Origin of the sequence: Cohnella rhizoplanae (genome assembly GCF_948329515.1) — a bacterium.
Taxonomy (GTDB): Bacteria; Bacillota; Bacilli; order Paenibacillales; family Paenibacillaceae; genus Cohnella; species Cohnella rhizoplanae.
Map to the genome: position 1 here is coordinate 92169 of NZ_CAOJCN010000004.1, position 24628 is coordinate 116796.

Consider the following 24628-nt stretch of genomic DNA (forward strand, 5'->3'; position numbering starts at 1 on the left):
TTGTAAAAGGCCCCCCGGCTGTCGGGGGGCCTTGATCGTTTATTTCATCTTTAGGGCTTCGGCGGCGTTTTTCTGGTCGCTCGCGAGCAGGAGCTTCAGATCGTAGGCCGGGTAGAGACCTTTGCTCTGCATATATGCGAACACCTTGCCGTGCAGCATGATCGCCTGGTTAAGCTGCTTGAGGAAGGTGTCGCGCAGCGCGGGCGTGGCCGTCTCCGTGATGGCGATGGCATAGTTGCGGACGGCGGTCTTGGCGAAGAGCAGCAGGTGCGTGGCAAAGAAAGCCGTTTTGTCATCGGTGCCGGCGCGCAGCTCGCTCGTCGGCGCCGCCTGGTAATAGGGGAGCAGCTCCTTCAGGTTTTGCTCCAGCGAACGAATCGTTTCCTGATACAGCTGCCTCAGACCGGCCTCTTTGACTTCGGCCATATGCATTTTGAACGCCATCAGATGGTTCGACTGGAATGCGACCGTCTCGTGCATCTCCATCGTCTCGTGCCAAGCCAGGTGCTGAGGCTGGGTCTGTCTTTGATTTTCGTACAATCCAGTTCCCTCCATCGCGTTGGATGGGATACTTTATGCCGGGCTAACGACACGGGTATGTTGTCCGCCCGGAATGCTTAAGCATAATAACTGCGGACGACGATGTCCTGATCGTAATTGCCGAAGCCCTTGCCGTACAGGGTCACGCCTCCCCGGCCGCGGCCCGTATCCTCGGCGGCGATCCGAAGCGTCCAGTTCATCGCATCCGTCCCGATATCCCGCAGGCCGACGTCCGAGATTCGCTGCCCGTCGATATAGGTCCCCTTTTCCTTGATCCGCAGCACCTTGAGCAATCCGTATTGATTGACGTCCGAATGCCACCATTCCGGCGTCAGTCTCCCCCGCTTGTCCCCGAAGTCGCCCGGACTGGTCCATAGTCCCACAGGTACGCCGCCCAGATAGAAGCGGATGTCCGAAGGCCAATTCTCGTTCACGCGCGGCGCCTCCGAACCGATCTCGAGCGAGATCTCGATCTCGTGAAGCCGCTGGTCCTTGTACAGATAGTTCGGCAGCTTGTATTCCACCCAACCCTTGGCCATCCACAGAATGCCCGCGTTCACCCGCTCCGGCTCCATGAAGCAGACCGGATTGTCGTACTGCCCGATCAGATGCTCCACGGTCGCGATCCCGCATGTCGGCCACGCCTCGTAATCGGTATACTGGCCGATCGGCAGGGACAACTCGTGGAAGCTTAGAGCGCCCGGCGCTTCCGGAGACAGCTTGATCTGCAGGAATTCCGTTTTCACATAACAATACTTGTACGTGCCGCCGTTAATTCGCTTCATCCTGCTGCCGACGATGCCGGCCTCCTCCAGCTTGCGGATATGGCCGCTCACGACCGCGCTGCTCAGGAACAGCTCCGCCGCCAGCTCCTTGACGTGCCTCTCCCGCTCGAACAATCGATCGATGATGCGCAAGCGAGCCTCGCTGGCCAACGCCTCATAGACGCGCAGCGAATGCGCATCGGTGGAGATCAGCATGTATTCACCTCTTTATGAATTATGTTTTAATCGAATCCTGAAAGTTATAGTTGTCCCGCTAATCCTCATTATGTTACGAATATAATGCAAACTCAACATTTATTGAATTCGCTTATATGTTAATCCATCATCAGGGAGGCTTATTCTCAATGACGATTCGCGCCGTCATGCTCGTCGACAAGCACTTCGCCGTATCCGCCGTGGACCCCAGACTGTATGGCTCCTTTATCGAACACCTGGGCCGCGCCGTATATGGCGGCATCTACGAGCCCGGACATCCGACCGCCGACGCCAACGGGTTCCGCCAGGACGCGCTCGATGCGATCCGCGCGCTGCAGGTCCCGATCGTGCGTTATCCGGGCGGCAACTTCGTGTCCGGCTATAACTGGGAGGACGGCGTCGGGCCCAAGGCCGGGCGCCCGCACAAGCTCGAGCTCGCCTGGTGGACGACCGAGACCAATCAGATGGGCACGAACGAATTCGCGGAGTGGGCCAAGCTCGCCGGCACGGAAGTGATGATGGCCGTCAACCTCGGCACGAGAGGCGCGGACGACGCGAGGAATCTCGTCGAGTACTGCAATCACCCGTCGGGCTCCCACTACAGCGATATGCGCATCTCCCACGGCTACCGCGAGCCCCACCGCTTCAAGACTTGGTGCCTCGGCAACGAGATGGACGGACCCTGGCAGATCGGCGCCAAGACGGCGGTCGAGTATGGGCGCCTGGCGAACGAGACGGCCAAGGTCATGCGCTGGGTCGATCCCTCGATCGAGCTGGTCGCCTGCGGCAGCTCCTCCAGGAGCATGCCGACCTTCGCGGAGTGGGAGGCCACGGTGCTGGATCTGGCATACGAACAGGTCGATTACCTGTCGCTGCATGCTTATTACAACAACAATGCCGGCAACACGGCCAACTTCCTGGCCAGCTCGCTGGATCTCGATCAATTCATCGGCAGCGTCGCCTCGATCTGCGACTACGTCCAGGCCAAGAAGCGCAGCAAGAAGAAGATCATGCTATCGCTCGACGAGTGGAACGTATGGCACTCGATCGGCTCCAGCCGCGCGAGCGAGCGCTGGCAGATCGCGCCGCCCGAATTCGAGGATGCGTATACGTTCGAGGACGCGCTCGGCGTCGGCTGCTACCTCATCACGATGCTGAAGCATGCCGACCGGGTCAAGATCGGCTGCCTGGCGCAGCTGATCAACACGATCGCGCCGATCATGACCGAGACGGGCGGCCCGCTCTGGCTGCAGACGACCTATTATCCCTTCCTCCATGCCTCGGCTTACGGCAGAGGCACGGTGCTGCAGTCGGTCGTCGAAGCGCCCAAGTACGATGCCAAGGACTTCACGGACGTTCCGTATCTCGAGTCGGTCAGCGTGTACGACGAAGCGCAGGGCGTCCTGACGATCTTTGCGGTCAACCGTCATCTCGAGGAGCCGATGGCGCTCGACGTCGACATCCGCAGCTTCGGCGAGGCGCGCCTGCTGGAGCATATCGTGCTCGAGAGCGACGACCTGAAGGCCGTCAATACCAAGGCCGATCCGACCCGGGTCGTCCCGCGCGCCGGCGGCCGGTCCGCGGTGGATCAAGGAAAGGTTGAAGCCGTGCTCAGCCCGGCTTCCTGGAACGTCATCCGGCTCTCGACGGCAAGAAGCGAATGAAATCGTATCCTGAAGCGACACGCGAAAGGCACCCTCGCAGGGTGCCTTTTTCGACGCCTTTATCGCTAATTCGCCTCTATCGCAGCGGCCTCACGGCGGAGGAACTGCCTTACGGACGCGTCCGCGCTAAGCCCGATCGCTCGGCTGTATGCCGCGCGCGCCTCTTCAGTTCAAAAAACTTTTTTAAAGAGCCTCAGGCGTGAGCATTAATGGATATCGTGCTTCTTGAAGTTTCCGCCCTTCACCTCGGCCACGTCGTAAACCATGACAAAGGCGCCCGGATCGAGCTCGTAGATGATTTCCTTCAACTTGCTTTCTTCCAGACGGTTGATGACGCAGGTGATCTCCTTGAACTGTTCGTTGGAGTATCCGCCCTCCACCAGATTGTAGGTCGCCCCGCGCCCTAAGCGGTCGCGAATGGTCTCGACCATGACCTCGGGGTGTTTGGTAATGATCTTGAACGTCTTGGCGCCGCTCAAGCCTTCTTCGACGATATGGATCACCTTGGAGGCGATATAATAAGCGATGCCCGACATGATGGCCCCTTGCAGGCCGAACACGGTCGAGACGACGATGAACACGAACGCATTCAGGAACAAGATCAGGTCGCTGGTGCCGAAGGGCAGCTTGCGGGACAGCAATACGGCGAGCATGTCGATCCCGTCCAGGGCGCCGCCGTTACGCAGCGCCAGACCCATGCCGAAGCCGATGATAATACCGCCGACTACGGTTACGAGCAGCGTGTCGCCGTCAAGTATAGGCTTAATATGATGCATCGTGATCGTGCCGATCGCCAGCGAAGCGATGCCGAGCACGGAGTTGATCGCGAAGCTTTTGCCGATCTGCTTGTAGCCGAGGAAAATGAACGGGATATTCAGGATCGCGATCAATAGGCCGAGCGGCAGTCCGATCAGCTCCGACCCCACGATGCTTAGTCCCGTCACGCCGCCGTCGGACACATCGTTCGGAATTAATACGGCTTCCAGACCGTAGGCCGTGATGAAGCCGCCTATGATTACGGCTAATGCCCTTAACGCTTTTCGAAGTAACGCGGATGGTTTCTTCTTGCCCTTCATTTCTCAACCTCGCTTCCGGGATTCACTGTTTGGTTTAATTCTAGCCGATCGCAATCAAAAGCGCACCCCGCGGGGTCTGCGCTACAGACCGGGCGAGGTGCGCTTGGGCCGATGAATCAGCGGGTCGATCAGGACTTGTCGGCGGCAGCGGACGCGCCCGCCTCCGGGAAATCCGTCGAGAATGCGAGCGCCCGCTGCGCTTCCAGCGCCGCGAGGCGGCCGGTGAGCGCTTGATGGATCGCCTGAAAGGAATCGCTGCCGAGCGCGATTCTTTTCGGTGCCGGATGCTGAGCGACGCTGTCGATCATGATCTTGACCATTTTCGCAGGATCCCCTATCGATACGGCCGTGCCTTCCTCCAAGATACGCCTCACATGAGAGGCCGGGGAGACGTCGTAGGCCTCCAATCGGGGAGCCAGCTTGGAACTGCCATACCTAAAATTCGTCCGCGCCCCGCCGGGCTCGACGATCGTCACGCCGATATTGAACGGAGCAACCTCCTGCATCACCGCTTCGGCAAAGCCTTCGATCCCCCACTTCGTCGCGTGATACAGAGAGCCTCCGGGGAACGCAGCCTGACCGCCTACCGTAGAGAGCTGGAGGATGTGCCCGCCACCTTGCGCGCGCAAGTGCGGCAAGGAAGCGCGCACGAGCTGGATGGAGCCGATCAGGTTGGTGTCGATCTGATGGGCGATCTGCTCGTTGGTCAGTTCCTCCGCCGCGCCGAACAGGCCGTAGCCGGCATTGCTGACCACGACGTCGGTCCTGCCCAGCTCGCCGAAGGCCCGGTCTACGACCGCATAAATGGCCGGGACGTCAGTCATGTCAAGACGCGCGACCCATAGCTGATCGCCGTACGCCGCCTTTAGATCGTCCACCGCATTCGCATGGCGGACCGTACCCGCCACGCGATCGCCCCGCGCCAGCAGCTGCTCGGCCATCTGCCGTCCAAAACCGCTATTGATACCCGTGATAAACCAAGTCCGTTGTGCCATTGCGCAAAACCTGCTTTTCTGTAGATTCCGATTCACCTTAGTAACTAACCGGTTAGTTATAATATAGTGTGTTCTAACCGTTTAGTCAAGTGATATACTAAGGCAGGAATCCTGGTATTCCTGCAAATTCACCGTAAGGATGGTTATCCATGAGAAATGCCGAAGCAACGCGCGAACGGATCTTGGACGCCGCGATGGACGAGTTCTCCGCCTACGGCATAGCCGGAGCCCGGGTCGACCGCATCGCGAAGACCGCCGGCTGCAATAAGAATTTGATCTATATTTATTTTGAGAACAAGGAAACGCTGTTCACCACCGTTCTTCAAAAAAACCTCAACCGCGCGTTCGAGGAGATTCCGTTCTCGCCCGACGATCTCCCGGCCTTCGCGGTCAAGGTATTCGACTTTGCCATGTCGCATCCGGACGTGATGCGGCTATTGATGTGGGCGAACCTAGAGCAAAGGACGGACAACCCCCCCGAGCGAATCTCCGCTCACGAGGAGAAAATCCAAAAAATCGGCCGCGCTCAAGGCGAAGGCCGCGTGGGATCGGCGCTCTCGCCCTCCTTTTTGTTAACGGCCGTCATGACGCTCTCTACCGCGTGGGCGGCGACGAATCCCTTTGGCCCTTCGCTTGATCCCGATTCCGCGAAGAACCAGGGCGCCTTGAGGGAATACGTCGCTAGCGCCGTCGCGATGATGGTTCGGACGGACCGCCCGGTCCGTTGAGCGCAGACGCCGCTTCGCGTTGACGCCTCAAGCGCCAAAAACCCCTCGTAGGAGGGGCTACGCTTCAATATATCGCTCATAGAGCCGGCGGAACTTCTCCGAGGGCTGCAGCCCGAGCTCCTGATGCAGCAGGTGCGTATAGCGCTCGTAATGGCTGTGAAAGGACTGCCGGTCCCCTATCGCGCCGAATAGCTCAAGCAGCAGCAAGTTCGACTCTTCTTCGTACTCGTTCCCGGATACGATTCTCCTCGCGATCTGCACGGCTTCTCTGTACCGCTGCCCCTCGAGCAGCCAGCTTGCCAGACGCTTGGCGAAGGCGTCGTACAGAATCGCCAGCCGCTCGCGCTCCGCGGTCGCCCACTCGAACGACTTGTTCTCGAACAGCCCGCCCGTAAATTGTCGTTCCAGCTCGATGGCCGCGGCTTCGCTCGCCGCGTCGATCTGGGATAGCCGCTCCACGCCCTGCTCGAACTGGATGAAGTCGACATCCGCATGCTCCAGATCCAGGCCGTACTGCTCTTGCGCAGACTGAACCATATCCTTGAGGCCATGTTGCGACAGCGCTTTTCGCAGCTGATAGACAGCCGTGTGCAGATACGTCTCCGCATTCTTAAGCGGCATGCCCGGGAAAATATCCTCCAGGATCCGGACCTTGGCGACGCTTCGTCCTCGATGGACGAGCAGATAGGCGAACAGCTCCGTGCTTTTCTTGGACATCCACTTCACCGCACCCGCCTGCAAGCTGGCGGCTTCGAAGCACCCCAGCCCCCGGATCGTCAGCCGGTTAGGCGCAGGATCGCCTGCACGGTCGATGGAAGCGCCGCGTCTGCCTGCCGCTCTGGCGATCGTCTGCTCCAGGCGCTTCCTGGAGATCGGCTTCACCATATAATCCAGCGGATATACATCGTAGGCTTCGATGGCATAATCCGCATGGGAGGTCGTAAACACGATGTCGAGATCGGCGCGAACCGACCGTAAGCCGCGGGCCAACGCCAATCCGTCGTCCGCGCCCAACTGAATATCGAGGAAGGCGAGATCCACGTCCCCGTCGCGAACGAAGTCCAGTACGCCGGCCGCGCTCTGGAAGCTTCCGACCAGCTCGACGTCCTCTATCTTGGACAGCAGCCGCTTCATCGCCAATCGCATGACCGGTTCATCGTCCACGATGAGTATCTTCATCCTTCTGCCTCGCTCCTCATGGTGAAGTAAAATACGCTTCCTTGGCCCGGCCGACTCTCCGCCCACAGCGTTCCGCCGCTGCGCTGCGCGAACTGCCGGCTGACGAGCAGTCCGAGTCCCGTCCCCTTCTCTCCCGACGTGCCGGGCAACGAGCTCAGCCGCTTCTGATCGAATAGCCCGCGTACCTGCTCTTCTCCCATGCCTACTCCGTCGTCGCGGACGGACACGACGACCCTATCCCCGGATGGCCTGGCGTCCACGTGGACGGTTCCGCCCGCTCCGGTGAACTTGATAGCGTTGGAGAGCAGGTTGCGGATAATAAGCCCCAGCGCTTCCCGGTCGGCATACACCCGCATATCGGGGGCAATCGAGTGACTCACCCGAATCCGCTTGGCCTCGCTCTGCAGGCGCAGCAGCCGGCAGCCGTCCTCTACGACTTCGGCCAACGCCAAGGGCTGCGGACGAAGCGCCATGTCGTCACGCTGGCTGCGGAACCACTCGAGCAGATTGTTGGTCATGCCGAGCGTGCCGCGGATCTGCTCCCCCAGCTTCCCGACGATCTCCCGATGATCGGGGTCGACGGCGTCGATCTCGTCTTCCAGCAATTCGATCAGCTGATACTGCAGCGCCAACGGGCTGCGAATGTCGTGCGACACGATCGTAAACAGCTGATCCTTGAGCCGATTCAGCTCCGCGATCTGCTCCAGATGCCGCGCCTTCTCCGTAATGTCGACGATCAGGGAGATGCTGCCCTGGCCCTGCTTCCGCAGGATCTGCAGCGGATACACGGTCACGCTGTATACGTATCGATGGCCGTCCAGCCGGACTTCAATCTCCGTGCGTCCCTGCTTCATCGCCTTGCATAGCGCCAGCCATGCCGGCCACGGCTCGAGCAGCTCCGCCATATTCCGGCCGTCGATATCGCCATGGCCCATCTCCGAGAACCACTTGGCAGCCTGGATATTGCTGTCGATGATCTTCCCGGATGCATTGGCGATGACGATGCTCTCCTGGATCGTATCGAGCACGATGTTCCTGGCGATCGGCACGGTGGAGAAAAACTTGATCCGCAGCATAATCGCGAGCATCAATGTCCCCGTGAATCCGCAGTACACCGAAAACGGAAGCAGCCAGGACGACCAGTCGGGCCTGACGAGCTTGGCCATCTCCAGCACGACCGGAAAGGTACTGAGGAACAATACCCACATCCCCGGCCTGCGGAAGTCGCCGCGGATGCTCCGTAAATACTGAAACACAAAATAAAGGCACGCGGCCAATAAGGCGTAACAAGCGATTCCAAAGCCGGCCGAATAGGCCGACCTCGTCGTCATGAGCTGTCCGTCCGCGATCGCGACCGAACGATAGATCACATGAAGCCAGGGATCGAACCAGGACAGCAGCGACCAGAGGGCGAATACCGCGAACAGCGCGACTTTCCACTGCGTCTTCCATAACCTGTCGCGGCCGACCAGCTCGTACACGAACAGGAGAAAGCAAGGTACGATTAAGTTAAGCGCCGTCGACTGGAGATGGCGGAAAACCAGCTTATCCGCTAACAGATCGCTGCTTCTCTCCAAAATGACGCTGCTCGAGTAGACGATCCGGCAAACGATCAAACCGATGAGATAGGGCACGCCGCGCTCTTTTCTGAATCCGTACACAAAAAACAAAATCATGCCCGTCATGACCACTGAAGCAAACATAAAAATAAGTTCCGCGAGGTCGTTCATGAGGCAAATCCCTTTAGGTGTGTGGCTTAAAAAGATAGCTAGCTTTATCCATTTCTCTCAATATAGTCTACGAAAAGATAGCGTGCAAGCCGCTGCAGGGCCAATCCCGAGCAGGATTCGACACCCCTATGTCGAATCTTGAAATTGAATTAGAAAGTAACCTTATAGCCGGAAGGCGGAACGAAAATGCCCCGTTCACCTCGCGCTTTAGTCATGGCGGTATCGATCACCTCTATCGCGTTACTCTTGGGGTACGCCTACTTCATGACCTACCCCGGACATCACACCATGTGGGATCTCCCCAGGTTCCACTTTTACGTGATCTCTCCGACCCTCCTCGCCTTGGCCGTCAGTTCCATTGCCGTCGGATGGACGGGCATTCGGCTCCGGGACACGAGCGCGATGATGCTGGCCTTGGCGATCTTCTCTCTCAACGGCTTTTTTCTCATTCACGCCCTCTCGACCCCCGGGTTCATTATTCATGATCAATACCATCTGGCAGGGGTCGCCTCGCAGGTCGCGATGACGACTTGCGCGGCATGGATCTTCCTCTCCACCCTCTCGTCGGACCATGCCATCGTTCGCCTTATATCGAAGCGTCGCAGGCGTATTGTCGTCGGCTGGGTCGCCCTGGTCGTCCTGATGAATATCGCCGCGCTTGTGAATCCCGACGTTTCCGACTTCATTCCCATCGATATCTCGCCGTTGAACGGCGTGTTCGCGGCTCTTACCATCTTCCTTTATGCGTGGAGCGCCAGGAGGTATTTTCAGCAATTCCGGGTCGTGCGGTTTCCTCTGCATGCGGCGATCGTATTCGGATCCTCGCTGCTCCTCCTCACGGAGTTCATCATGGTCACCACCATGATGTGGACGCTGGCCTGGTGGCTGTATCATGTCGTCCTGGCCGTATCGGCCTTGCTGCTGTTGTACGGTATCGTCGCCCAGTACCGGTCGAACCTGTCCATCAAGCATACCTTCCATCAGGCGAATCCCCCGCATACGTTGAACCGGATTCGCATAAGCATCTCTAGCAGCATGCAGAATCTGATCGTCGCTACGGAAACGAAAGACGCGTATACGGCGGGTCACAATTACCGCGTCGCCATGTACGGATTGCAGCTGGCCCGGGCCATGGGCCTCGATGCGGAAAGCTTACGGGCTTTGGCCCGGGGCGGCCTCATTCACGACGTCGGGAAAATACAGATTCCCGGCGAGATTCTGAATAAGCCGGGCAAGCTGGATGCGGACGAGAGAAGCGCGATCGAGCAGCACCCCGTGATCGGGTACGAGATGTGTAAATACATCGGCTTCATGACCGAGGAACTGTCCGTCATCCGGCATCATCACGAGAGATGGGACGGGACGGGGTATCCGGACAAGCTGAAGGGCACGCAGATCTCGCTGCTTGCCAGAATCCTGGCCATTGCGGACGTATACGACGCGCTGACCTCCCGAAGGGCCTACCGGGAGCCCTGGTCCCAGGCGCGCGCGCTGCAAACGATCGTCGAGGGCAGCGGCACGCACTTCGACCCAGACTGCGTCTCCGCGTTCGTCGGACTGTGCGATAGAGGCGAATTGACGGTTCCGGAGGCCCGAGGCGACGGAGCCATCTGATGGGAGGAGCGTGGCGCACGCTTGACGGAGTTCAATAGCTTATATTGCAAAGGCTGCTGGCAGCAGATGCGGATGCCGATCTTTATCCGCAGCCCGCTGTCGGTTCCTTTCCGGCTGATCGGCGTGAAGCCCAGCCGGATGCATCCGAATCTGTGCACGGTCTGCGAGCTCATGTTCACGAAGGTAAAAAAGAAGAAGCAGATCGACATTCAAGCCACCGTCATGTTCGCGGACTTGAGAGGCTACACCAGGCTATCGGAACGCGCGGACTCCGCGGGCATCGCGCGGCTGCTGGACAAGTTTTATGATGAATGCGCGCCTGCGATATGGAAGAGAGACGGCATTATCAATAAAATGATCGGCGATGCGGTGCTCTCGATCTTCAACTTCCCCCTCGAGCGGCAGGACCACGTCCGGCAGGCCGTCCTGGCCGCCATCGAGATCCAGCGGCAGTGCGGCGATATGCAGTCCGAGCTGTCCGGTCTCGCCGGCGCGGAGGGCCCGGTCAAGATCGGGATCGGCATCCACACGGGGACCGCATCCATCGGCGAGTTCGGTACCGCCTACAAGGACTTCACGATCATCGGGTCCGTGGTGAACAAGGCCTCGCGCATCCAGGGCGCTGCCGAGAGCGGGGAGATCCTGATCTCGGACGACGCCTACCGGAGCATCCGGGAGGATTATCCGGATCTCGAGCCCCGCACCTACCGGCTGAAGGGCATCGATCAGCCCGTCGCGGCTTATGCCGTGCCGTCGTAACGCGGACAGTAAGACTTTAGAGAGGACCGGGGAGCAGTTCCCGGTCCTCTTTGATGTTCAACTAATTCTCTGATGTCCTCGCCTGCCGCCACCCGATAAATAGACGGTTGACTTCAACCATGGTTTAAGTCGTATGCTAGTCCTGTCGACAATGCCATATCGATATGGAGGCATCCCATGAACGTGTATTCCATCAGCGAAGCCGCGGCCCGATACCACATTCCGGAATCCACGATCCGTTACTATGAGAAGAAAGGACTCCTGCCGTTCATCGAACGCGACAAAGCCGGGAGGCGCCTATTTTCAGAAGATCAGATGACGCTGCTGGGGACCATCATGTGCTTGAAGAACACGAATATGCCGATCAGCGGCATCAAACAATACGTAGATTGGATTCTGGAGGGAGAGAGCACCCTCGAGCGACGGCTGAAGATGATGAACGACCACCGGAAGGCCGTGCTGGACGAGATCGCCTTGATGACCGACTCCATCGATGGAATCGATTATAAAATCGCGCGATACGCCAAGCAGATTCAGGAACGCAAACACGGAAAAGGGGAATGAACATGAAGCTGTCAGGGAATACGATATTAATCACCGGCGGAGGCTCCGGCATCGGGCTTGCCTTTGCGGAGCGCTTCGCGAAGGCCGGCAACACGGTCATCGTGACCGGCAGACGCGAGCATGCGCTGGAGGAAGCGCAGCGCAAGTGCCCGGGACTGATCGCGCGCGCGAGCGACCTCGATCTCGAGTCCGAGCGCATCGCACTGTTCGACTGGGTCACGGCGAATTACCCGGGAGTGAACGTGCTGGTGAACAATGCCGGGATCCAGCAGCGCTTCAATGTGCTGAAGACGGATGCCAGGGACAACTGGCAGGCGCTGCGCCGGGAGATCACCACGAACATCGAAGCGCCCGTGCACCTGTCCCTGCTGTTCGCGCCTTATTTTGCCGCATCGGGCGAAGCTGCCGCGATTATTAACGTGAGCTCGGGGCTGGCGTTCACGCCGCTGGCCATCGCGCCGATCTATTCGGCCTCCAAGGCGGCGCTGCATTCGTATACGGCGAGCCTCAGGCTCCAGCTGTCGGACACGTCCGTCGAAGTCATCGAAGTCGCGCCTCCGGCCGTGAATACGAGTCTGGGCGGCGACGGGCTGCATGTGCACGGGGAGCCGCTCGACGCCTTCGCGGACGGCATCTTCAAGGGTCTCGAGGAAGGCCGGAAGGAGATCGGCTACGGCACCTCCGAAGCGCGGCTCCGCATGCCGCGGGACCAAGTCGACCAGTACGCGGCCCAGATGTACCAGTCGCTCAGACATTCGATCGACTAGCGTTTGATGCAAGATGGCCTCGCGGCAAAGCGAAGGCGCCCGGTCTGCACGATTCGTGCAGATCGGGCGCCTTCTTGCGTTTCTATTTCAATTCCTTGGACAGCCCGGACCACCAAGAGCGGTAGAGCTCCAGGTACAGGCGATTGGCTGCGTCGTTCACTTCTCTGGGCGTAGAGAAGTTGCTATTGTATACGGAGAGCGAATCCGCGTATACGCCGCCGCCGAGCGCGTTCGCCGCAGCGTCGTCCAGCAGCGTCTTCAAGCGGTCCTTGACGGCCATGCCCGGCGCCACGCGGGCGTGCGTAGCCTGCTCGTACGCGTAGCCCATCTCGATCAGCTTCTCCTCGGTGAAGGCATCGCCCGTAATCTGCAGATTGATCGGTTCCCCGTTCCCGCCTTCGGCCGTCCGGTACCCGGTCGGCACCGTGATGCTCGGATAGCCCGCCTTCGCGGCGATCCCCGTCGTCGCGCCGTTCAGTCCGATCAACCCATCCAGCTTGTACGTATCCAGCAGCTTGTTGAGCCCGTTCTTGCGCGCGTACGCGATGTCCGCGGCTCTCTGCTCCTGGCTCTTCTTGTAATCGGCCGAGCCCGGCGTCATGTCGTAGCCCAACACTTCCTCCAGGATGGTCTGGCCGTACTTTAACACATCCAGATGCTTTTTGTTGTAGTCGACGATATCCTTCAGGCTCGCGATCACCGTCTTATTGTCGCTGGCCAGAATCGGGTTTTTCTGGGCCTTCAGGTAGTTTTCGATGTCTTCCTTGAAGTCGTAATACAGCACCTTGGATGCGGGCGCGCTCGGCAATTCGTCCGCCATGTCTTTGCCGCCTGCGCCATAGACGATGGTCGCGCCTTGGTCCTTCAGCACTTGGACGGCCTTCTCGAAGGCCGCGTAGACATCCGGCTGCGTCTCCTTGTTCGGCGTCCGGTAGACGCCGAGCACCTTGCCCTTCAGACCGTCCGTTTTCAGATAATCGGTATAGGTCTCGACGTGCGCCTTAAAGTAAGCTTCATCGACCACGACTTCGTTGTCGACGCCCATGTTGATATGCAGGTCGCCGGAGTCGTAACCCTGCATGGCGGTCAGCAGCGTCGCTACGTCGGCTACATCCCGTCCCATCGGCCCCGCCGTATCCTGGCTGTGCGAGAGAGGGATGATTCCGCTGCGGCTGACGAGGCCCACCGTCGGCTTCAAGCCGACTAGGGAGTTCCGCTGCGACGGCGACAGGATCGAGCCGGACGTCTCCGTGCCGATCGTGATGGCGGCGAGCGCCGCGGCGCCGCCCGCGCCCGATCCGGAGGACGATCCCGAGACGTCAATCACGCCCGGCAGGTAGGGGTTGAGCACCTGCCCCTGCAGCGTCGAGTACCCGCTTCTCATGCCGCTGGTGATGAAGTTCGCGAATTCGGACAAGTTCGTCTTGCCCAGGATGATGGCGCCAGACGCCTTGAGCTTGCCGGACAAGAATGAATCGTCCTGGGGATAGTTATTGGCGAGCGCGATCGAGCCGGCCGTCGTGGGCATCCCGTCCGCTGCCGCCGTACCGATATTGTCCTTGATCAGGATCGGGATCCCGAACATGCCGGCCGCCTTGGACGGATCCGCCTTGACCGCGGCGTCGCTCGCCTTCGCCAGCGCGAGGGCATTCGGGTTGATGCTGGCTACCGCGTCTAACTTGACGGTGTAATTATTGTACAGATCGATGCGGGCCAGATACATCTGCACCAGCTTCTCATACGTCAAGGTGCCGGCCTTCACCGCGGCCTGCATATCCGCGATCGTGGACTTCTCCAAGTCGATGGCAAGCGCATCGAGCGCGACCTGCAGCGTCAGCCGGGTTTCATTGATCTTGTACACGGTGCTATTGGGCGTTATGTTGCTCACCATGCTTAGCGCATACTTCACGTTATCCGCATACGGCGCTGGATAATCCTTGAGGTTCACCCGCTTCGCCGCCTTGACGACGGCCTGCAGATCCTGGAGGGCCTTGGTCGTCGTGGTTGCATCGCTAATCAAGGCCGTCGCGTTCATCGCATGCGCAGGAACGGATTGGCTCAACAAGGCCAAGCCCAAGACCTGAGCAGCCATGATCTTCGCAACATTTCGCTTTTTCATTTTCCCCATGATTAAACGCCCTCCATTATGTAAGGTTTACTGACATAATATGAAGGTAACACAGCAAAAGTAGATGCACAAGACAAATTGTTATTTGAAGTTAGGATATAATTAAGCTAATAATTAACGTCATTTATTGTTAAGCATCATATAGGTTAGTTAATATGACACGCACTTGCCAAGCAAAACCCCGGAATGCTGAGCGGCACGATTCGCCTTTCAGAGTTCCGGGGCCGGATGCTGCGGGTTATTGAACGGGATCGGGCTCCTTATCATGACCGCGCGGCTTTTTGCCGTTCCAGCGCTCGTCGACTTTCTCCTTCGAGGATTGGTATCTCGTGTCCACGCTGAGACGGTACTGGCCCGTCGTGTTCTCCAGCGAACAATGCATGAGGAACATGCCGAAGATCAGAATGTCGCCCGCCTGGTACTCTGTCGTCGCCCACTTGCCGCCGTATTTATTCGTAATGACGAGCGGATCGTCCGTGTAGTGATTGACGCCGTCCCGGTCCGCGTCCTTGGAGCCGTACGATGCCTTCAGATCCTCGAACCGGTGCGAATCGAGGCATATCGCGAGCCCGCCCATCGCATAATCGATGTCGCCCAGCGGCGTCCATACCGTATACAAGTTATGCGTACCCCGCCCCATGTACACGATGTCGTAGTGCGCGCCAGTGAAGTCGCCCTTGCCGACCGCGCGGAGCCATTTGTAATGGTAGGTCAGCGACTGCTCGCCGAGCAGCCCGTCGAAGAAGCCCATGATGCGGTCCCCGTTCAACACGTCCAGCAGCTCCGGCAAGTCCTCGTTCGTGCCGCCCATGAGCAGCGTTTTGCTGCCGTCCGCCATGAAGCCGTCCTCCAGCAGCGTGTCCCTGTCCAGCTTGCCCATTTTGTCCATCTTCGCCAGAACGGCGCGTCTGGCCTTGAGCACCTCTTCGCGGTCATGGAAGCCCCGGAGCAGCAAGTAGCCGTCCTCCGCGATCCGATCCTTCAGCGCCGCGACGTCATGGATGATATCGTTCGAATCCCTCAGTTCCGTAAGATGCGGTCCTCCGAGCTCCAGCGAGCGGCTCCCTACCTTGACTAACATCTGCAGCACTCCCTTGCGTTGGATTTGCTCTTATTGTATAAGGCGCAGCCGCTTGCCTCCATGGAGCGTCGTCGTTAAAACATGTATAATCGTACTATCTTAATCCAGATTAGGAGCGTGCGATGCGGAATGGCGTATATGGACATCCCTTATGGATTAGACGATCAATTCTCGCTGCCTGAGCTCCGCTTCCGGTCGATCTGGAAGGTGCAGGCGAATCGTACCTATCAGGCCGCCAAGCCGCTGGGCTTCGACGTTCCCGGCATCTTCGTCACGTTCGAAGGCAGAGGGACGCTCTCGCAATCGGATGCGAGATACGAGCTCGAAGCCGGTACCTATATGATCGTACAGCCCGGTCTCCCTTGCGCCTACCGGTGCGCGGACGACCTATGGAACTTTTACTTTATCCACTTCGAGCCCTTGGACATGGCGCTCCTACTCGACTTGACCGCTGGACGGCCGGCGTCGTCCGCCAGGATGGCCGAAGCCGTCCGCCTCTGCGAGCGGATGATCGACAGCCTGATCGTGAGGCCCAAGGGCTACAAGTTCATGGTCAACCTCGAGATGCAGAAGCTGCTCCTCTTGTTCGCCACGGAGCAAGACGCGGGCAGCGGGAGCCGCTATTCCGAGCTGGACGACATCCTATACCGCATGCACAAAAATATCGGACAGCCCGCTGCGATCGACGACCTCGTCCGCCAGAGCGGGCTGTCGCGCACCGTCTTCTTCGCCCGCTTCCGTGCGAGGACCGGCATGTCCCCCCATCGCTACATGCAGGAGCTTAAGCTCGCCTCCGCCAAGACATCGCTGGAGACGACCAACTTGTCCGTTAAGGAGATCGCCGCCGCTCTGCAGTTCTACGACGAGTTTCAATTTTCCAAGCTCTTCAAGCAGCGGTACGGCGCATCGCCCCGCGCTTACCGGCAGAGATGATGCTCCGATCTTCATCAAAATGCCCGCTCCACCCCCGAAGGAATGAGCGGGCTCTTAAGATTAACTGTTATTGCGTTAGCGCCCTGCGTATGATCGCAGCCGCCTCCGCGCGCGTCGCATGCGCCTGCGGTCGAACCGAACCGTCCGCATAGCCGTTGATCAGCTTATGGGCAGCAGCCGCAGCCAGCGCCGTACGCGCCCAGCCGGAGATGTCGGCGCTGTCCGTGAAGCTGACGCCGCCGTCCGTCTCCTCCGCCAGCCGGGCGGCACGGACGACGATCAGCGCCATCTGCTCGCGGGTGATCGGATCGTCGGGACCGAATTGGCTGTCGCTATATCCGTCTACGATGCCTGCGGCAACCGCGGTCGCGATGTCGTCCTTCGCCCAGTGGCTAGCCGTATCGGCAAAGGATAAGGATAAGCCGGCTTGCGCCTCCACCTTGAACGCCTTAACGATGACCGACACGAACTCGGCTCTCGTGATGTTCGCGTCCGGCCGGAACGTGTGATCCGGATAGCCGTTGATCGCACCCAGCTTCACAAGCTCACGTACGTTCGCCTCGGACCAATGCCCTCTCAGATCGGTCAAGCTCGCTTCGTCCGTCGACGGCTCCTCTTCCTCCACCCGATTCGACGCCAGAACGGCGAACGTCGCGAGCTTCAGGGCCGAGCCGGATACCGTCCCGTTCTGCGCGTCGACACGGGCATTCTCCAGTGGCACCCATGTATGGGTATTCGCATCGAGCGCATAGACGGCTACCGCAGACTTGACGAGATCGACCTTCGACTTGTCAAAAGAAAGCGTGATAACGACAGGCTTGGCGAAATCGTCACGCGGGTCCTTCTTCACTTCATACGCAGGGCTCACGAGCTGCAGTCCGCTGCCTTGAGGCAGAAGAGAGACATCGCTGACCAGGTCCACCGTAATCCGGACGTCGGTAGCCGATGCTCCGGCCGGAACGCTGACGGTAACGCCCTTCAGCGTGGCCGTACCGCCGGCTGCCGGAATGGCGACGGATTGGACCGTAGTCCCGCCGCCGCTGCCGTTGCCCGCCGGGATGCCGGGATCCGGAGTCGCCGGCGCATACGCGGCGAATTGCGTAAAGTGCCTGGTCCAGATGACCAGGTCGCCGCCAACCGTCAATGCGGCTTCCCCGCCGGCGGCGATCTCCCGGTCCGCCGCCTCCTGGGTGTCCGCCGTTATCGTGCCCGTGATCGCTCTAAACACGCCGCTCTGCACGAATCCGGCGGATCTGCCGCCTTGGCCCGGAATCAGAAGCCGGACGGCACGGTCGAATTGCAACGGTACATCGTTGGAACCTACCTTAATGACGGCCTTCACGTCGGCGCTTGGAATCGACACGCTGTCCGCGCGCTGCACTTCCGGCAGCTTGATCGCGCCGTCCCATCCGGCAGGAGCCGTGATCTTCGTGCCTTCCGGGATCGTCAAGCTCACGTTGCCCAGCGAAGTCTCCGCCTGTACTTCGACCAGCGGGAGCGTCGCCTCTTGGCTGTCGCCGACCGCGACCGGCGTAACCGTCACACGGGCGTCCGTCACGCCCAAGGGCACGGTGACGGTGACCGCCTTGTCCGGGGTGACCGGGATCGGCGTATCGGAGCCCGCTTCCACCGCTGCGGCTCTGACGATCGTCAGGCTATACGTACGAGCCGTCTTGCCGTCTTGCGCCAGTACCTCGATCTCGATCACGTTGCTGCCAGCCTTCAGATCAATGTTGCCCGACTCGCCCCCGCTCGTTACGGCGGTTCCGTTTACCTTGACCGTCGCATGGCTGTCGGCTGCGGTCGGGCTGACCCTCACGCTGCTCACGCCGTTGCCTACGCTGGACCGGTAGGCGTAAACTTCGGATGCGAACGCCAAGGACGCGCCAGTCACCTTCAAATTATCGAGAAGCGCGTTGTCGCTCGCCGTCTCTGTGATCTTCGTCCACTTCGCGAACAGATAGATGTTCTCCGTCACCTTGTCCGTGCCGAAGTTCCACGGGGTGGTATAGCCTTCTCCATCATACCAGCCCCCAAAGGCGTAGCCGTCTCTCGTCGGCGCCTCCGGCTCGCTGATCAAGGATCCCTGGGTTACGCCGGTTATTTTGGGAACCGCGCTGCCTCCCGACGTGAGGAAGAAGACCGTGTACGTCACGGGAACCGGCGCCCACTTCGCATAGATCGTGGTGTCCGCCGTCACCCTGTCCGTCCTGAAGATCCACGGGGTCGCGTAGGTAGGCTCCTTGTACCAGCCGGCGAACAAAAATCCATCCTTCTCGGGCGGTACCGGCTCGCTTACCGTCGCTCCCGAGAGGAGCTCGGTCTCGCTTGGGATCTCGCTGCCTCCCTGCGTATCGAAGGCGAGCGTGTACGTCACCGGGATCGCCGTCCACTTGGCATACAGCGTGGTGTCGGCCGTCACCGTGTCCGTGCCGAAGACCCACGGCGTCGCGTAGCCCGCATCCCTGTACCAGCCCGCAAAGTCGTAGCCGCTCCTCGCCGGGGCTTCGGGTTCGCCGATCGTCGTCTCCTCGTCGACGCCCGCCAGGCTCTCTACCGCGCTGCCTCCCTGCGAGTCAAAGGCGACCGTATACTTCACCCCCGATGCGGCACGGGTTACGGTTAACGTGAAGTCGGCTTTTGTCGTCCCATTCTCCGCCGTCACGACCATCGGGATCGTATTAGCCCCCACCCTCAGGGCGATCTCCTGCGATTGGCCGCCGCTCGTTACAGCGACGCCGTCGACCGTAACCGTAGCGTTAGGATGCGCCGTCTTCGGTATAACCTTAATGCTCTTCACGTCGTTCGATACATTCGCGGCGTAATCCCAGCCCTCTCTGACCGGCACCGCGCCATTCGATAGCATCAACGCTTCCATCCGGTTATCGTCGCTGAGCGAGCCGATATAGCCGATCGCATAGGTCTTCTTCGTTCCGTTGATCGCCGTCACCACGATCGTAATCTCGTGATAGCCCGGTTCCAGGTTCACCGGCGTCTTGCTGCCGCTTTTCACCACGGTCCCGTTGACCGTGATGATCTTGCGGTCGTCGAATACGATCGGATAGACCGAGATGGTCTTATCGCCATGACTGTCGTATTGATAGCTGGTGGTGCCGGCATTAAAAATAAAGGTCGCTAGGCTGCCATCGGCCCTGTAAATATAGAAATTATCCAAATCATTGTCGTCGTTCGCCGTCCAATGCGCATGCAGCGTGATGTCCGACGTGACCGTATTGGCATCGAAATGCCATGCATCGAATAAATTCGAAGGATTCGAATACCAGTGCGAGAAGCTATACCCGCTCCTGGTCGGCTCTGCGGGGGCATTAATTCGATTTCCCGCAATCGCGTCCGGGATGCCCGCCACCGGGCTGCCTCCCGCCGAGTCGAAGGTGACCGTGTACGTCTTGGTCCAATTCGCGTACAGCGTGATGTCCTTCATCACCCGATCCGCGGCAAAATTCCATGGGGCGACATAGCCCTCGTCGTTGAACCAGGACCAGCCGGCAAATTTGTAGCCAACTCTGATCGGCGCCACCGGCGCGGCGATCGGCGAGCCCCATGCGACGCCGGTCAAGCTCGGAACCGCACTGCCGCCATTCGGGTCAAAGGCGACCGTATGCAGCGTTATCTCGGCTCGCGTGACCGTTAAGGTGTAGGTGACGGTACTCCCATCCTCGGCCTTCACCTGGATGAGGATCGTATTCGGACCCACGCCCAGGTCGATGGGTTCCGACGGACTGCCGCTTTTCACGGCTGCGCCGTTGACCGTTACGGTTGCGAGTCCGGACCTTGCCTTCGGGGTCACCGTTATTTGATTAACGCTGTAATGCACGTCGGCCGCGTACAACAAAGCGTTGGACGGGTCCGGCACGAGTTCCGTGCCGTCCGATAGCGTCAAGCTTCGCAGACTTGCGTTAGAGTCGATAACGCGCGGTATTTCCAAGTGGTACAGCTTGGTCGTCGTTCCGTCCGCAGCGGTCACGAGGATCGAAAATTCATTGTCGCCCACTGCCAGGTCGATCATGATCCAGCCCTCGTCGTTCACCTCGACGCCGTTCACCTCGGCCTTCGCCCTGGCGTCGGATAAGATCGGCGTGAGCTTAACGCGGGCAAGCCCGAGTATGTTTCCTGCGAGGTAGTCGGTGTCATTCATTTTTTCGACGGCGATCGGCTTTCCTTCGTCATCGTGCAATACGACGAGCGCTATACCCGTGTCGCTGTCGTCTGCCGCCAGGGCGGTAGTCGCCCAGGAAGGTATAATTCCCGATAGAAGGAACAGGATCGTTAATAGAGAAAGGCTGCGTTTGATGTTCATCGTTTCTCTCCTTTTCGCGCAAATTCGTGCTTATTCTAAAACTATAAAACATCGCGCAAACGAAAGGACCTACCCGGCGGGTAGGTCCCCGTCCATAAATCGGGTAGGTCAGCCCCCTGTATACGCTGCCAAGCACAAAAAAGACAGTACCCCGAGGCACTGTCTCCTTGTATTCTTATCGGCTTGCGCTAGAACGCGCTCACTTCTGCGGCCGGTACCGCTGGGCGCGTTCGATCGCCTGCGTCCGATTGTTCACTCCTAACTTGCGGTAGACGTTCTTCATATGGAACTTGACCGTGTCCACCGCGATCCCAAGACGAACGGCAATCTCCTTATAGATGAATCCCTCCACTAGCAAATCCAGCACCTTCTCTTCCTGCTCGGTCAACGCCTCGTTCGCCAGTGGCGGATGAGAAGCGACGCTGCCGCTGCGAGCGGCTTCAAGGATCGACTGGACATATCTCAAAGATGCCTGCGGCTGTACAGCCGCTTGCTGCTCCTTCGGCAGCTCGTTCACCAGCTCGCCCAGCATCTCGAGCATGATCGGCCCTTCGTCGAGGTAGCTGCGAATATAGCCCGCAGGCTCGGACAGACGCAAGGCCATTCCCAGCGGAGCGAAGGCCTCGCGGGGACGATCCGACCGACGAAGCGCCATGCTCTGCGCGAGCTTCAGCTTGATCCGGCCCCGCAGGCGTCCCTCCTGGTCCGCCAGACGTTCCAGCTCCTCGAGCAGGAGCTGCGCGTCCTCCGTCCGGTTGTCCGCCGCAAGCACTCTCGCCATGATCAGATACTCCTCGAAGTAGCGCGGCGTCACCTCGTCCAGATGCGACATTCCGCTCCGCAGCAGCCATTCATACGCCCGCTCGGGCTGGCCCTGGCTGAGGAGGAGCTGTGCCTGCTCCGCCCTGATCCGCTTCCCGATGACCTCCCCATCGGGCGAATCGGTACGGGCCCCAAGCTGGTCAAGCGCTTCGAACGCCTGGCCCGCTCGCCCCTGTGCGCGCTGAATCCAGGACGAAGCAATGCCGAGATGAATCCAGATCCATACGTTGGTCCGCAGATCCTCCCGGCCAATCGCCTCCATGACGTACAGCTCCGCTTCTTCTAACCGGTTCCACTCGTACAGAAGCAGTACATAAGTGATATAAAAATAGCCGACGAAGGGGTAATTCTTTTTCTTCTCCCACGTCTTGATCCACCTCAGCTGAAACTGCTCCGACTCGTGCAGATCATGGGGGAGCGACAGCATGTCCATGAAGCCTTCATGTCCCACGTACCGTTTGCTCGAAGACATCTGGAAGCTGCTGCCTTCCGGCAAGCATTGCTCCACCAGCTCGAAGTATTCCGAGGACAGCGTCAGATTCTGTTGAAGGTAGGAGAGTATCCCGCACAGGTAATAGAGATTGCCCATTAATTGCTTCCAATCGGGGTCGGGGATGAACGCCTTCATGGCTTCGAACCGCCGCTCCGCTCGTTGGGCCCTCTGCAGCCCCTGATTCCAATCGCCGTCCATCAGCGACTTGGAGATGTAATAGAGCTCGAACGTCGGCTTATGCGCGTAGCTGCTCTCCGGCAAGGCGTTAATCCATCTCAGCAGCACGTTCCCCTTGAGCGGCATAAGCTCAAGCATGATGACGTCGATCAGCCGCACGGCGTCGTCCGCCTGCTGCGCCTTGATGTAGTGCTCCACCGCCTCTTCGTAGAGCCCCTCTCGCTCGTGCCAGACGGCAGCCCGGTGATGCGACTGTCTCCATAGTCCCGCGTGCTCTCTGGCGCACAGCTGCTGCAGGAACTCGGACAACAGATGGTGATACCGGAACCAATGACGCCGATCGTCCAACGGTACGATAAACAGATTCAGCTGCTCCAGCTGCTCCAATCGGTCCTGACTGTCCGCTGCTCCCGTCACCGCCAGGCACATCTCCCCGTTCATGCGATTCAGCACGGAGGTGGCGAGCAGGAATTCCCGCAGGGGTGCCGACAAATGCCCGAACACTTCCTCCAGCAAATAATCGGAAATGTGACGCTGCCGGCCGTTGAACTGGCTGATCGTATCGGCAATATTGCCGCTCCGCTTCAGCGAGATGGCCGCCAGCTGCAGCCCGCTGACCCAGCCCTCCGTCTGCCGGAACAGCTCGGCGACTTGCCTCTCCGTCAGCGACAAATCCGTCGTCTCCCGGAAAAAAACGACGCCCTCCTCCAGCTCGAATCGCATATCCTCGACCCGAATCGCGTTCATCTCTCCCTTGGCCAGCAGCCGGGCGGTAGGGAAAGGCAATTCGGTACGGCTCGCGATGTAGATGTGAATATGAGGGGGCAGACGTTCCAGCATATATCGTATCGCTTCGTGAACCGCCGCATGGTCAATGACATGATAATCGTCCAGGATCAGCACGAAGTCGCGATGGACCGCGATCAGCTCGTGCAGAAACGCCGACATGGCGGTATCGATGGAAGCCGCGGACGCCGGCTCGAGCAGAAAATCGATCGATTCCCCGAACCCCGGCAGCTTCTCTCGAATGGCGGCCCATACGCCGCTCCAGAACGCGCTCCAATCGTTATCGTACTTGTCCAGCGAGATCCACGCCACGGGACAGCCGCACTGTCTCGCCCATTCGCTCAGCGCTGTCGTCTTGCCGTAGCCCGCTTGAGCGGATACCAAGGTCAGCTTGGTCTCCATGCCTTCCTCCAGCTTGCGCGCGAGCCGCGGCCGGGAGACCAATCGTTTTCGTACAGGGGGTATAAGAAGGCTGGTGCTCTTCATCATCGAGGCCTCCGCATGCTGAATGAAAGGATGCTACAGTACGGAAACGCGTTTCTTTGGAAAAGCGTCTCTGCTCCTCTCATTATACGACAGGCCCTGGACTGTATCGACCATTATCGCGTCTGTTCGTTCGCGGCAGAATTGAATCCCTTGACCATCATCCATATGGGAAACGCGATCTCGAATAGGGCGCCCGGAACGAAGAGAACGGGTCCGGCGTCTTGACCAAGGAGCGACAGGCAGGCGCTCGCGAGCAAGGCCGCGTACCCGACGAAGCCGATGACGGACAGCGCCCGCGGAACCAGCCTCGCGCGATAGAGAACATGACAGAGCAGCAAGCTGCCCGCGCTCAGCGCGATCATCGCCATTTGAAAGAATACGGCACGCGCTTCTATCAACAAATTCCCTATCTCGACGAAGAAGGAATGCTCCGCGGCGCTTGCGGAACCGTAGTCCTTGCTCAACGCGATCAGCAACGGCGGAGCCGCCGCGCTGATCATGAGCAGCGCGGACTCCATGATCCGGGATCCGAAGTACCCCTGCGCAAACGCTTGGTTATGCTTCTTCAGGATCGGATACAGAAGCATGGCAATCCCCGCCACCGCCATGGCGTTAATCAGCTCCAGAAATAACCCCGCCGTCGCGTTTGACCGGTCGGGATATAGCCTGGCGAGAAAATCCGGGCGGTCCAAAGCGGAATCCACAAGTCCGCTTCCCGTCAAATAGGCGCCCGTCGATACCAGAAACAAAACCCCGGCCACGCTGGCCATCCTTCTCATGTTCATCAGGTTGTTCTCCTCTTCGCTTA

The 24628-nt window shown here is 59.4% G+C and carries 18 protein-coding genes; 7 read left to right on the forward strand and 11 right to left on the reverse strand.

The genetic code is table 11. From position 1 onward, the window contains the following. Positions 1-39: 39 nt before the first annotated feature. Entirely contained in the window at positions 40-486 is a 447-nt protein-coding gene (locus tag PQG80_RS09240) for a spore coat protein (RefSeq protein WP_271751189.1), read from the reverse strand. A 131-nt stretch (positions 487-617) separates the two neighbouring features. After that, positions 618-1520: an ArsR/SmtB family transcription factor gene (locus tag PQG80_RS09245; protein WP_271751006.1), complete on the reverse strand. Its 903-nt coding sequence runs from the start codon at positions 1518-1520 to the stop codon at positions 618-620. Positions 1521-1669: 149 nt separating this feature from the next. On the opposite strand from PQG80_RS09245, the gene arfA reads away from it, so the two are divergent. Further along, positions 1670-3184, forward strand: coding sequence for an arabinosylfuranosidase ArfA (gene arfA / locus PQG80_RS09250; protein ID WP_271751007.1), 1515 nt, complete (start codon positions 1670-1672; stop codon positions 3182-3184). Positions 3185-3390: 206 nt separating this feature from the next. On the opposite strand, the gene PQG80_RS09255 is transcribed toward arfA, so the two are convergent. Continuing rightward, a complete protein-coding gene (locus tag PQG80_RS09255) occupies positions 3391-4260 on the reverse strand; it encodes a YitT family protein (RefSeq protein WP_271751008.1) in 870 nt (289 codons plus the stop codon). Between the two features lie 128 nt (positions 4261-4388). Then, positions 4389-5255 carry an SDR family oxidoreductase gene (locus PQG80_RS09260; protein WP_271751009.1) on the reverse strand — a complete coding sequence of 289 codons (867 nt, stop codon included), beginning with the start codon at positions 5253-5255 and terminating at the stop codon, positions 4389-4391. Between the two features lie 149 nt (positions 5256-5404). Between PQG80_RS09260 and PQG80_RS09265 the strand changes: the two genes are divergently transcribed. Then, on the forward strand, positions 5405-5983 hold the full coding sequence (locus PQG80_RS09265; protein WP_271751010.1) for a TetR/AcrR family transcriptional regulator: 579 nt from the start codon (positions 5405-5407) through the stop codon (positions 5981-5983). 57 nt (positions 5984-6040) lie between these two features. On the opposite strand, the gene PQG80_RS09270 is transcribed toward PQG80_RS09265, so the two are convergent. Together PQG80_RS09270 and PQG80_RS09275 are read right to left on the reverse strand one after the other, a co-directional pair. Continuing rightward, on the reverse strand, positions 6041-7162 hold the full coding sequence (locus PQG80_RS09270; RefSeq protein ID WP_271751011.1) for a response regulator: 1122 nt from the start codon (positions 7160-7162) through the stop codon (positions 6041-6043). Then, positions 7159-8892, reverse strand: a complete 1734-nt coding sequence (locus tag PQG80_RS09275; protein ID WP_271751012.1) for a sensor histidine kinase — start codon at positions 8890-8892, stop codon at positions 7159-7161. Before PQG80_RS09275 ends, PQG80_RS09270 begins: the two co-directional genes overlap by 4 nt. 186 nt (positions 8893-9078) lie before the next feature. On the opposite strand from PQG80_RS09275, the gene PQG80_RS09280 reads away from it, so the two are divergent. The 4 genes from PQG80_RS09280 (at position 9079) to PQG80_RS09295 (ending at position 12596) form a co-directional block, all read left to right on the forward strand. Next, positions 9079-10506: an HD-GYP domain-containing protein gene (locus tag PQG80_RS09280; protein WP_271751013.1), complete on the forward strand. Its 1428-nt coding sequence runs from the start codon at positions 9079-9081 to the stop codon at positions 10504-10506. 21 nt (positions 10507-10527) lie between these two features. Continuing rightward, positions 10528-11265 (forward strand): adenylate/guanylate cyclase domain-containing protein, encoded by a 738-nt coding sequence (locus PQG80_RS09285; RefSeq protein WP_271751014.1) that lies wholly within the window; start codon positions 10528-10530, stop codon positions 11263-11265. A gap of 177 nt (positions 11266-11442) precedes the next feature. Continuing rightward, positions 11443-11829 (forward strand): MerR family transcriptional regulator, encoded by a 387-nt coding sequence (locus PQG80_RS09290; RefSeq protein WP_271751015.1) that lies wholly within the window; start codon positions 11443-11445, stop codon positions 11827-11829. A gap of 2 nt (positions 11830-11831) precedes the next feature. Further along, entirely contained in the window at positions 11832-12596 is a 765-nt protein-coding gene (locus PQG80_RS09295) for an SDR family oxidoreductase (RefSeq protein WP_271751016.1), read from the forward strand. An 82-nt stretch (positions 12597-12678) separates the two neighbouring features. On the opposite strand, the gene PQG80_RS09300 is transcribed toward PQG80_RS09295, so the two are convergent. Both PQG80_RS09300 and PQG80_RS09305 read right to left on the reverse strand, forming a co-directional pair. Continuing rightward, a complete protein-coding gene (locus PQG80_RS09300; RefSeq protein ID WP_271751017.1) occupies positions 12679-14724 on the reverse strand; it encodes an amidase family protein in 2046 nt (681 codons plus the stop codon). Positions 14725-14962: 238 nt separating this feature from the next. Then, on the reverse strand, positions 14963-15805 hold the full coding sequence (locus tag PQG80_RS09305; protein ID WP_271751018.1) for a phytanoyl-CoA dioxygenase family protein: 843 nt from the start codon (positions 15803-15805) through the stop codon (positions 14963-14965). Between the two features lie 129 nt (positions 15806-15934). On the opposite strand from PQG80_RS09305, the gene PQG80_RS09310 reads away from it, so the two are divergent. Further along, the gene (locus PQG80_RS09310; RefSeq protein WP_271751019.1) at positions 15935-16738 is read left to right on the forward strand and encodes an AraC family transcriptional regulator; all 804 of its coding nucleotides are present in this window, start codon (positions 15935-15937) and stop codon (positions 16736-16738) included. A gap of 67 nt (positions 16739-16805) precedes the next feature. Here the strand turns inward: PQG80_RS09310 and PQG80_RS09315 are convergent, their stop codons facing one another. From PQG80_RS09315 to PQG80_RS09325, 3 genes are all read right to left on the reverse strand, one after another. Continuing rightward, a complete protein-coding gene (locus PQG80_RS09315; protein ID WP_271751020.1) occupies positions 16806-21056 on the reverse strand; it encodes an InlB B-repeat-containing protein in 4251 nt (1416 codons plus the stop codon). Between the two features lie 199 nt (positions 21057-21255). Next, positions 21256-23820, reverse strand: a complete 2565-nt coding sequence (locus tag PQG80_RS09320) for a winged helix-turn-helix domain-containing protein (RefSeq protein ID WP_271751021.1) — start codon at positions 23818-23820, stop codon at positions 21256-21258. A 113-nt stretch (positions 23821-23933) separates the two neighbouring features. Next, positions 23934-24605 (reverse strand): DUF4386 domain-containing protein, encoded by a 672-nt coding sequence (locus PQG80_RS09325; protein ID WP_271751022.1) that lies wholly within the window; start codon positions 24603-24605, stop codon positions 23934-23936. Positions 24606-24628 lie beyond the last annotated feature (23 nt).